This is a genomic window from Pseudomonas shirazensis (assembly GCF_014268785.2).
Taxonomy (GTDB): Bacteria; Pseudomonadota; Gammaproteobacteria; order Pseudomonadales; family Pseudomonadaceae; genus Aquipseudomonas; species Aquipseudomonas shirazensis.
The window spans coordinates 140642-151469 of record NZ_JABWRD020000004.1; the positions used below are offsets into that span (position 1 = coordinate 140642).

Below are 10828 nucleotides of genomic sequence, written 5' to 3' on the forward strand. Positions count from 1 at the left end.
ATTTCCATCGTTTGCACACGCAAGGATTGCCTTGATGCGCCTGAACTTGCCCGTTACCGAGCATGAAAGAACCTTCCCCAACGAACAGCGGCTTATTTCCACTACCGACCTCAATAGCCGCATTACCTATTGCAACGACGCATTCGTGGCCATCAGCGGTTTTACCTACGATGAACTGGTCGGACAGACTCACAACCTGGTGCGCCATCCAGATATGCCGGCGCCGGTATTTGCGCTGATGTGGGACACCATCAAACAGGGCAAACCGTGGATGGGCGTGGTCAAGAACCGCGCCAAGAACGGTGACTTCTATTGGGTCAGCGCGTATGTCACGGCGGTGTACGAAAACGGCCGCATTAGTGGTTATGAGTCGGTCCGCTCGGTGCCCAGCCGTGAACAGATCAGCCGTGCTGAACGGCTGTACGCGCGCCTGCGCAGTGGCCAGCGCGCAGTGTCGTGGTCGACGCGTGTGCTGCATGGGCTTGGCCAGAGCTGGCCAATACTGGCCGCTGCTGCGCTGTCTACTGCAGGCTATCTCTGGCTCGCGCCGCAGGCTGCGATCGCCGTGCTGCTGGCCAGCCTGCTGGGTGCCGGCTATGCACTGAATCGCCTGCACGCTCGCGCTCTGCAGCGCACCCTGGACGAACACCCGAAAGCCTTCACCGACCCGTTGGTGGCCCTGACCTACAGCGATAACCGCGGCCTGCATGGCCAGCTGGACCTGGCCATCATCAGCGAAGAAGCGCGCTTGCAAACGGCGCTGACCCGCCTGGTCGATGCAGGTGTCGGGGTCAAGGCACGCGCAGCGCAGTCTGCTGGGTTGTCCGATGCCCAGGCGCAGATGCTTGACCGCCAGCGCAGCGAAACCGAGCAATCGGCAACCGCCATTGCCCAGATGGCTGCGACTATTCAGGAGGTTTCGCACAACGTACAGAGCACCGCCCTGGCTGCCGGTGACGCTGACCAACTGGCCCAGCACGGCAGTCAGTTAGCCCAGCAAAGCCTGCAGGCGATGGGCAGCATGAGCGAGGCGGTCAATGACATCGGGCAGGCCGTGCACGCCTTGGCTCAGCAGACCCAGTCGATTGGTAGCGTGGTCGATGTGATCACCTCGATTGCCGAACAGACCAACCTGCTGGCGCTCAACGCGGCAATCGAAGCTGCCCGCGCGGGCGAGCAGGGCCGTGGCTTTGCCGTGGTCGCCGACGAGGTGCGCTCACTGGCCCAGCGCACGCGCACCTCGACCGACGAGATTCACCAGATCATCAGCAGCCTGCGTGCGGGTGCCGAGCGTGCAGTGTCGTCGGCTAGCCGTGGTGAACAGATCTCCCGCGACAGCGTGCACAGTGTCGAAGCGGTGCGTGAGGCGCTGAGCGGCATTGCCCAGGCGGTCAGTCGCATTACCGGCATGAGCCAGCAGATGGCGACTGCTTCGGAACAGCAAAGCCACGTTGCCGAAGACATCAACCAGCAGATCACGCGCATATCCCACCTGTGCGACGAGAGTGCCGGACAGGCCAGGCAGGGCGCCGAGATCAGCCAGGACCTGGAGCAGATGGCCGAGTACCTGCACAGCCTGGCCGAACGTTTCAACCGCTGACCACCTCCCGAACCCACATGGACGTGGGCGCTGTATGTTCTTCTCGAGTGGCTATGGCACACTGGCGCGCTCCAGGAGAACCCGATGTCCAGACCCCGCTGCGAACGCTGCAAGCGCGCGCAAGACCATTGCTTATGCCCGCTGATCCCCTGCCTCGACAGCCGTACCCGGGTCGTCCTGTTGCAGCACCCCAGTGAAACCGCGCATGCGCTGAATACTGCTCGCCTGGCCGCGCTCGGCCTGGTCAATGCACAGCTGTGGGTGGGGGAAGTGTTTGCCCAGCTGCCGGAGTTGCTGGCAACGCCGGGTTATCGGCCGGTGCTGCTGTTTCCCGGTGACGAGGCGCAGGCACTGACCGCGTATGCGTCATCTGATGAGCAGCCGTTACTATTGATCGTGCCGGATGGCACCTGGCGCAAGGCGCGCAAGCTGTTGTACCTGAATCCGCTGCTGGCAGCGCTGCCACGTGTGACCCTGGCGCAGGTGACAGCCTCGCGCTATCGCCTGCGCAAGGCGCCGGCTGAGGGCGCCCTGGCCACCATCGAAGCCGTGGTGCAGGCGCTCAACGCGCTAGAGCAGCCGCAGTGTTTCGATGCGCTGCTGCGCCCGTTCGACGCCTTGATCGAAGGCCAGATCCGCGCCATGGGTCGCGACACCTTCGAGCGCAACCACGGTTGCTGAATCAACGTTCGCGCATGGCCTCGGTGCGGGCCTTGAGCACCGGTTTGAGCAAGTAGTCGAGCACGCTTTTCTGCCCGGTGATGATATCCACCGTGGCGACCATCCCTGGAATGATCAGCAACGGCTTGTCGTCGCCGCCCAGGTGATTCTTGTCGGTGCGCACCTGGATCAGGTAGAACGCGTTGCCCTTGTCATCGGTCACGGTATCGGCGCCAATCAGCTCCAGCTTGGCCTTCAGCCCACCATAGATGGTGTAGTCATAGGCACTGAACTTGACCATCGCGGTCTGCCCCGGGTGCAGGAAGGCGACGTCCTGCGGGCGCACCTTGGCCTCGATCAGCAGGTTGTCTTCGATCGGCACGATCTCGACCAGGTCGCTGCCCGGCTGGACCACGCCGCCGATGGTGTTGACCTTGAGCTGCTTGATGATGCCACGCACCGGCGACACCACCGTGGTGCGCTTGACCCGGTCGTCGATGGCGATGCTGGTGGCGCTGATCTTGGACAGGTCAGTGCGCTTGTCGTTGAGTTCCTTGGCCGCCTCCGAGCGGAAGGTGGCATCGGCTTCCTGGATCTTGCTCTTGATTTCCGCCACTGCCGCATCTGCCCGCGGAATGGCCAGGCTGGTGGCGTTGAGCTGACCGCGGGCTTCGACCGTGCGCTGCTTCAAACGCAAAATCTCCACCGGCGAAATCGCTCCGGTGCCTACCAATGGCGAAGACATGTTCAGTTCTTGCTGGAGCAAGCCCAACGCCGAACGGTACTGATCGACCTTGGAGCGGAACTCGGCCAGTTCCTGGGTCTTCTGCCGCAGTTGTTCGTTGAGCGTCTGCTTCTCGCTGGTCAGCCGCCGTTGCCGTGACTGATACAGCGCCAGTTCGTCCTCGGCCACCTGTGGCGCCTTGCTGCGAATCTCATCCGGTACGGTGAACGGCCGCCCTTCAGCCTCCGCCGAGAGCCGTTCGACCTGCGCCGTCAGTGCATAGCGGTCGACCTCGCTTTCGCCCTTGTTGGACAGAAACCGGGTGTCGTCAAGGCGCAGCAGGGTTGCGCCCTTGGCGACCATCTGGCTTTCACGCACGAAAATCTCGGTGACGATGCCGCCCTCAAGGTTCTGTACCACCTGGACCTTGCCCGAGGGGATCGCCTTGCCCTCACCGACAGTCACCTCATCGAGCACCGCCAGGCTCGCCCAGGCCAGCGCAACCAGCAGCAGCGCCGCCGCCAGCCACACCGTCAGGCGCGATAGGCGCGGCGAGTCCTGCAGCGTGGCGCCGGCCAGTTCGGGCATGTAGTCGCGCTCGGCAGTGTTGCCGGCACCTTGGAAATAACTGCGCAAGAAGGCCATCGGACTACTCCTCAAAAGCGTCTACAGCGCGGCGCCAATGCGCCCTTTGCGCAGCGCATCGATGACTGCATCCTTCGGCCCGTCGGCAACGATCTTGCCGTTGTCCAGCACCAGCAGGCGGTCGACCAGGCTCAGCATCGAGGTCCGGTGCGTGACCAGCAGTACGGTCTTGCCCGGCACCCAGTCGAGCAGGCGCTGGCGCAGTTGCTCTTCGCTGCTGTTGTCCATGTGGCTGGTGGGCTCGTCGAGGATCAGGATCGGCGGCTCCAGCAGCAGCGCCCTGGCCAGCAGCACGGCCTGGCGCTGGCCGCCCGAGAGCAGCTGGCCGCGTTCACCCACCGGGCGGTCGAAACCCTGCGGATGCTGGCGCGCCAGTTCGGTCACGCCGGTCAGTTCGGCCACCTCGAGCATGCGTGCATCGCTGACGTGGCGGGCACCCAGGGTGAGGTTGTCGCGCAGGCTGCCAGCCAGCAGCGGCAGGTCGTGGGCGACGTAGCCGATCTGGCTGCGCAGGTCGGCGATGTCCAGCTGGCGAAGGTCGAGGTTGTCCAGCAACACCTGGCCTTCATCAGGATGATAGAAACCCATCAGCAACCGACCCAAAGTGCTTTTGCCCGAACCGCTGCGGCCGACGATACCGATGCGCTCGCCGGGCTGCAGGGTCAGGTTGACGTCATTCAGCGCCGCAGCCGTCTGGCCAGGGTAGCGGAAGCTGACATGGCTGACGGCCACGCCGCCCTTGAGGCTGGTGTGCTCCAGCGCCTGTTGCTCGGCCTGGCGCTCTTGCGGCAAGGCCATCAGCGCATCGGTGCTGCGCATGGTCAGCTGCGCTTGCTGATAGCGGGTGATCAGGCCCGCGATCTGGCCCAGTGGTGCCAGTACCCGGCTGCCTAGCATGTAGGTGGCCACCAGTGCGCCGACACTGAGGTTGCCGGCGATGATGCTGTAGACCCCGGCAACGATCGTGGCCATGCCGCAGAACTGTTGGATGAACAGCGTACCGTTGCTGGCCAGCGAAGACAGGTTGCGTGCGTGCGCATCGAGCCGGGCAATCGCGCCGTTGGTCTGCTCCCAATGGTACTGGCGCTCACTTTCAGCGCCGTTGGCCTTGAGCGTTTCCAGCCCACCCAGAGTTTCGATCAACAGGGCCTGACGCACTGCTCCCAGGCTCAGGCTTTTTTCCACGGTGTCGCGCAGGCGGACCTGGATGATCAAGGCAAAACCAACCGCCAGCGGGAAGGCAATCAGCGGGATCACCACCAGCCAGCCGCCCAGCAGGCCAACCACCACCAGCATCAACGCCACGAACGGCAGGTCGATGATGCTGGTCAAGGTCACCGCCGTGAGAAACTCGCGCAGCCCCTGGAAGTCGTGAATGCTCTGGGCGAAGCCGCCGATGGTGGCCGGGCGCGCCTTCATCGACATGCCGGTGATGCGTTCGAACAGGGTTGCCGAAAGGATCAGGTCGGTCTTCTTGCCGGCCTGGTCCAGCAGGTGCGCGCGGACCATGCGCAGAACCATTTCAAAGGCGGTGCCGATGAACAGCCCGGCCACCAGCACCCACAAAGTCGAGACTGCCTGGTTGGGCACCACCCGGTCGTAGGTCTGCATGACGAACAGCGGCACCATCAGGCCCAGCAGGTTGATCAGCAGGCTGGCCAGCAAGGCATCGCTGTACAGCCAGCGGGAATGGCGCAAGGTGTCGCGAAACCAGGCATCGACCCTCGGCATCAGCGGGGTGCGCAGGTTTTCCAGAGTGTGCCGCGGGCGGGCAAACAGGGCGTGGCCGGCGTAGGCCTGTTCCAACGCCTCGCGCTCGACCCATTGCTCGCCGCCTTCGGCCTCGGAGGGCAGGATCAACGCGCGGCCGTCTTCGCCAAAGCGCTGTAGAACAGCACAGCGGCCGTCTTTGAGCAGCAGCAACACGGGAAGGTTGAGTGTGGAAATTGCGCCCAGCTCACGCTTGAGAATCCGCGCTTGCAGGCCTGCGCGGGCTGCGGCTCTGGGCAATAACTCGGGCCCCAGCCGCTGGCTGGCCAACGGTAGGCCGCTGCACAAGCTGGCACGGCTGGCGGGGCAGCCGTGCAGTTTGCACAGAATCAACAGGCCATCGAGCAACGGATCGTCAACGTCCAGCCGGGGCTGGGCATTTTGCATACTGGTCACGATGGCCTACTCCTGCCGCAATGGAGGGTGTACGGCTACATCCGAAACGTTGCTCGATATCGGTTAACGCATTTCGGGCAACTTCGCTTCGCTGCGTACTTCAGTCTTGGCGATGGCTTCTGCCGGCAGCGCAATACGCTGTTTGCTGAGCAATTCACCCATGGTCGAAAGTACGCGGTACATCGAATATTCCTCGGTGTAACGCACTTCGGTGTAACGGCGGTTGGCGTTGTACAGCTCGTTCTCACTGTCGAGAACGTCGAGCAGGGTACGCTGACCAAGACCGAACTGATCCTGATAGGCGGCACGCACGCGCTGGGTGGTTTCAGCGTATTCGCGCGCGGTGGGCGTCTGCTTGCGCGCGTTGTTCATGGCGTTCCACGACAGGCTCAGGTTCTCGTTGAGTTCGCGCAGGGCGTTGTTGCGGATGTCCAGAGCCTGGTTGATCTTGTGCGAGTCTGACTGCAGGCGAGCCTTGTCGCTGCCGCCGCGGAACAGGTTGTAGTTCAGCTCGACGCCTGCCTGCCAATCGTTGTTGCTGTGGCCGCGCTCGCCGCCCAGGTTGTTGTTGGCGCCGGTGGCGAGGATGGCGTCCAGACGCGGGTAGAAGGTCGACTTGGCGACTTCGTACTGCTTCTCGGCGGCATTCACATCGGCCTGAGCCGAACGCAGGTACGGGTTGTTTTCCTGCATGCCGCGGCGTGCATCTTCCAGCGTGCTTGGCATTTCTACCTTGATGGTCGAAGGCGCTTCGAGCTCGTCCGGCATCAGCCCGACCACGCTGTAGAAGTTGGCTTCGGCGTCAGCCAGATCGACTTCGGCGGTGTCCAGGTTGTTTTCAGCCAGGGCACGACGTGCGCGCGACTGGTCGAGGTCAGCGCTGCTGCCGACACCGCGCTCGGTACGCAGGCCGATCTGGTCGTTGACGCGCAGGTGCGCTTGCATGTTGTTCTTGGCCAGGGTCACCAGTTCGCGACGCTTGAGCACTTCGAGGTAGACCTCGATGGTACGCAGGGCGACGTCCTGGGCGATTGCCTGAGCGTAGTAGGCACGCGAGTTGGAAACCGCTTCGGTACGGCCGACTTCGTTGGAAGTGTTGAAACCGTCGAACAGCATCTGGCGCAGACGCAGCTCGGACTGGGTGTAGTTCATGGTTTCTTTGTTGTGGTTGCGCGTGCCGTCAGCGTTCAGACCACGGGTGTTGAGGTTGTCGGAGCGTTGGCGACCGTAACCTGCAACCAGATCGACGCTTGGGTAGAACCCGCCACGGGCGAATTTCACATCTTCGTCGGCAGACAACCGGCTGTTGCGATAGGAACTGATTTGCGGGTGATGATCCACGGCGTTCTGAACGGCTTCGGTGATCGACATCGCCTGAATGTTGGCACTCGCCATGGCCAACAGGATTGCACTGGTGATGGGGGTAAGAACGCGCATGGGGTACATCTCCATTGTCTCTAAAAGTGTCCAGCGTTCGCCAAAAAAATGACGATTATTATGAGGTAGACCGTTTCAAGTTTGTAACAACAGAGCTAAGAACATTTAACGCGCGAGCTAAGAAGATTTGTTCATAAGGTCTATGCGAAAAAAAACTTATGCGGTCTAAAGAATCCGCGACATTGTTCTACTCAACGGGCCTATAAATCAAGCTGTAGTCAGCGGTTTTAGGTCATTGCAACAAGTTCCAGAACTTTTGCAGCTAAGAACTCTGTAAAAACGGGCCGTGTCGGAATTTGGCGACAATTAATTGTCACTCTGTAGTAGCAAAATTCCATCATCTCTATCGACTTGGCCTGCGCAGTGTAGAGCTGTTTGCTGACTTTTGGCGTTTGATTGGCGCCTTTATTCAGCCTGGCGCCACTGTGTTTTTGCTGCATTCAAGCTGCAGGATCCGTTCGGCAGGGGAGACGTAGGGCATGGCTAAATTTATCGGAGTGGTCAGCAAGGTGGTCGGCCAGGTTTTCGCGGTCGACAACGACGGCAGCCGCCGCCTGTTGGTCGAAGGCGACCGACTCTATGCTGGCGAACAACTCGAAACCGGTAACGCCGGAGCCATTGCGGTGCGCCTGGACAACGGCGCAGAGCTGACCCTGGGCCGCGACAGCAGCCTGCAGATGTCGCCAGAGCTGCTGGCTAATCAGGCCGCCCCTGTGCAGACCGACGACGTCGCCCCCAGCCAGGCGCAACTGACCGATGTCGAGCGCTTGCAACAAGCCATCGCTGCGGGTGCCGACCCTAGTGAAGAGGCCGAGGCTACGGCGGCTGGGCCCAATGGAGGTGCCCCGGGCGCTTTGGGCGGCGGCCACAGCTTTGTCATGCTGACCGAAGTTGCCGATCGCGTAGACCCTACGGTTGGCTTCCCGACTGCGGGCTTCAACGGTGTACCGCTGTTGGTCAATGGTTACCTTGGTGACCTCGATCCGACCAGTTCCGACGATGTGCTGCCGCCCGCGTCCCCACCTCCGGTGAATCCGCCAGACAACCCGGTCACCCTGCAAGGCCTTGATGTCAGCCCCGGCGAACTGATCCTCGACGAGGCCAACTTGCCCGCCGGCTCCAACAGCAACCCGGCGGCGCTGACCCAGCAAGGCTCGTTCACCGTTATCGCCGCCGACGGCGTGTTCAATCTCAGCGTAGGTGGCATCAACGTAGTCACCGGCGGGGTGGTTACCGGTATTGGCCAATCCATCACCACCGCCCTTGGCAACACCCTGACCATCACCGGCTACAACCCGGCGACCGGCGTGGTCAATTACAGCTACACCCTTAACGGCACTGAGCAGCACGCCAACGGTGGCGGCACCAACGTGATCGGCGAGCAGTTCCCGGTGCAGGTCAGCGACAGCGACGGCGATGTAGCCAGCGGCAGCCTCGACGTGATCATTCGTGACGATGTGCCCAAAGCGGTGAATGACAGCAACGCAGTGACAGCCACCGAGCAGCAGCTTGAGTTGACCGGCAACGTACTCAACAACGATGTGCAGGGCGCCGACCGGGTCGTCGGCGGGCCGGTGATTGCCGGTACCTTCAGCGGCACCTACGGCACATTGGTGCTGGCTGCGGACGGTACCTACACCTATACCCTCAACGCCGATGACCCTGATTTCAAAGGGCTCAAAGGTGGCGGCAGTGGCACCGAGAGCTTTACCTACACCATCAGAGACGCCGACGGCGATACCAGCAGCGCGACCCTGACGCTGAACATCAGCAATCTCAACGACCCAGTGACGATCGGCGGGCTGGATGTCGCCGGTGGTGAGCTGATTGTCTATGAAAAGAATCTGCTCAATGGCAGCGCGCCAGACGGCGCTGCGCTGACGCAGAACGGGACCTTTACCGTTGCCGCGCCAGATGGCTTGCAGAGCCTGAGCGTGGGCGGCATCACGGTAGTCAGCGGCGGCGCAGCAGGCGGTTTCCCGCAGTCGATCACGACCGCGCTGGGCAACACACTGACCATCACCGGGTACAACCCGGCAACAGGCGTGGTGAGCTACAGCTACACGCTGCTCGACAATGAAGCCCACGCCACCGGCAGCGGCAACAACAGCCTGGGCGAAACATTTGTCGTGACAGCCCAGGACAGCGATGGCAGCACTGCCTCGGCCAACCTTGACGTGAGCATTGTCGACGATGTGCCCAAGGCGGTGGATGACAGCAACGCGGTAACGGCCACAGAACAGCAGGTGGAACTCAGCGGCAATGTCCTCAGCAATGACGTACAAGGCGCTGACCGGGTCCTGGGTGGCCCGGTCGTTGCCGGCACCTTCACTGGTACCTACGGTACGCTGGTGCTGGCTGCGGATGGCACCTACACCTACGCCCTCAACGTTGACGATGCCGATTTCAAAGGCCTTACCGGCGGTGGCAATGGTATCGAGACCTTCACCTACACCATCAAAGACGCTGATGGTGACACCAGCAGTGCGACCCTGACCCTGAACATCAGCAACCTCAATGACCCGGTATTACTTGGCGGCCTCGACGTGAGCGAAGGCGAGGTTACCGTTTACGAGAAAAACCTGATCGATGGCAGCGCAGCTGACGGCCCGGCCCTGCAACAAGGCGGCACCTTCACGGTGACTGCGGCGGATGGCCTGCAATCTTTGAGCGTCGGCGGCATCAACGTAATCAGTGGCGGTGTAGCCGCAGGCTTCCCACAGACGATCACTACCGCGCTGGGCAACACCCTCACCATCACCGGCTACAACCCTACGACAGGTGTGGTCAGCTACACCTACACCTTGCTCGACAACGAGACTCACCCGGATGGCAACGGCACCAATGGGTTGCAGGAAAGCTTCACAGTCGTTGCCAAGGACACCGACGGCAGTACCGCCACTGGCAGCCTCGATGTAACCATCGTCGATGATGTGCCGCAGGCTCACTGCGACTTCGCCAGAGTCGAGGTAGGCGGTCAGGTCAGCGGCAACGTGCTTGCCAATGATGTGATTGGCGCCGATGACTTGGCCGATGGCCGCTATGTAGTTGGCGTGCGTGCCGGCTCCGATACCTCCACGCCGGCCTCTGGACAGTTGGGCGTCAATGTCCAGGGCACCTATGGCTACATCACGCTGGATGCCGAAGGTAACGGCGTTTATCACGCCTACCCGAACAGCAATGCACCGGCTGGTGCTACCGATGTGTTTGTCTACACCATCCGCGATGCTGACGGCGATCGGAGCACCACGACCGTTACCATCAACGTCAATAACTGCCAGATGATCGCCGGGCAGGATACTGACGTTACAGTGTATGAAAACGCCTTGGACATGACCAAGGACGGCAACGACCTCGCGCCCGGCACCGTCACTGGCAGCCAGCCGGGCTCGACCGGCGAAACAGCCAATGGGACCTTGGTCGGTTCGGTCACAGGCGGTGTTGGGGCTTTGACTTACAGCCTGGTTGGCAACACTGAAGGGCAATTCGGGCAGATCCAGGTCAACGCCGATGGCTCCTACACCTACACCCTGACCTCGCCTGCGAATTCGCCGACCCATCAGAGCGACGGGCCGAACATCATTACCGAGACCTTT

The 10828-nt window shown here is 61.9% G+C and carries 6 protein-coding genes; 3 read left to right on the forward strand and 3 right to left on the reverse strand.

Annotated elements, in window-relative coordinates; translation table 11 throughout:
* Positions 1–34 precede the first annotated feature (34 nt).
* Both HU736_RS20725 and HU736_RS20730 read left to right on the forward strand, forming a co-directional pair.
* Positions 35–1600 (forward strand): methyl-accepting chemotaxis protein, encoded by a 1566-nt coding sequence (locus tag HU736_RS20725; RefSeq protein WP_186697865.1) that lies wholly within the window; start codon positions 35–37, stop codon positions 1598–1600.
* 84 nt (positions 1601–1684) lie between these two features.
* On the forward strand, positions 1685–2281 hold the full coding sequence (locus HU736_RS20730; RefSeq protein ID WP_186697867.1) for a tRNA-uridine aminocarboxypropyltransferase: 597 nt from the start codon (positions 1685–1687) through the stop codon (positions 2279–2281).
* Position 2282: 1 nt separating this feature from the next.
* Here HU736_RS20730 and HU736_RS20735 read toward each other — a convergent pair whose 3' ends face one another.
* From HU736_RS20735 to HU736_RS20745, 3 genes are all read right to left on the reverse strand, one after another.
* Positions 2283–3629 (reverse strand): HlyD family type I secretion periplasmic adaptor subunit, encoded by a 1347-nt coding sequence (locus HU736_RS20735; protein WP_186697869.1) that lies wholly within the window; start codon positions 3627–3629, stop codon positions 2283–2285.
* A 21-nt stretch (positions 3630–3650) separates the two neighbouring features.
* The gene (locus tag HU736_RS20740) at positions 3651–5786 is read right to left on the reverse strand and encodes a type I secretion system permease/ATPase (RefSeq protein ID WP_103436579.1); all 2136 of its coding nucleotides are present in this window, start codon (positions 5784–5786) and stop codon (positions 3651–3653) included.
* A 72-nt stretch (positions 5787–5858) separates the two neighbouring features.
* The gene (locus HU736_RS20745; RefSeq protein ID WP_103436580.1) at positions 5859–7232 is read right to left on the reverse strand and encodes a TolC family outer membrane protein; all 1374 of its coding nucleotides are present in this window, start codon (positions 7230–7232) and stop codon (positions 5859–5861) included.
* A gap of 479 nt (positions 7233–7711) precedes the next feature.
* Here HU736_RS20745 and HU736_RS20750 point away from each other — a divergent pair.
* Positions 7712–10828: retention module-containing protein (locus HU736_RS20750; protein ID WP_217862398.1), on the forward strand; the 3117-nt coding region annotated here is incomplete at its 3' end.

Excerpts from the sequence above, each read along its gene's own strand:
- HU736_RS20725 (WP_186697865.1), top strand. The coding sequence starts at position 35 with ATGCGCCTGAACTTGCCCGTTACCGAGCATGAAAGAACCTTCCCCAAC.
- HU736_RS20730 (WP_186697867.1), top strand. The coding sequence starts at position 1,685 with ATGTCCAGACCCCGCTGCGAACGCTGCAAGCGCGCGCAAGACCATTGC.
- HU736_RS20735 (WP_186697869.1), bottom strand. The coding sequence starts at position 3,629 with ATGGCCTTCTTGCGCAGTTATTTCCAAGGTGCCGGCAACACTGCCGAG.
- HU736_RS20740 (WP_103436579.1), bottom strand. The coding sequence starts at position 5,786 with ATGCAAAATGCCCAGCCCCGGCTGGACGTTGACGATCCGTTGCTCGAT.
- HU736_RS20745 (WP_103436580.1), bottom strand. The coding sequence starts at position 7,232 with ATGCGCGTTCTTACCCCCATCACCAGTGCAATCCTGTTGGCCATGGCG.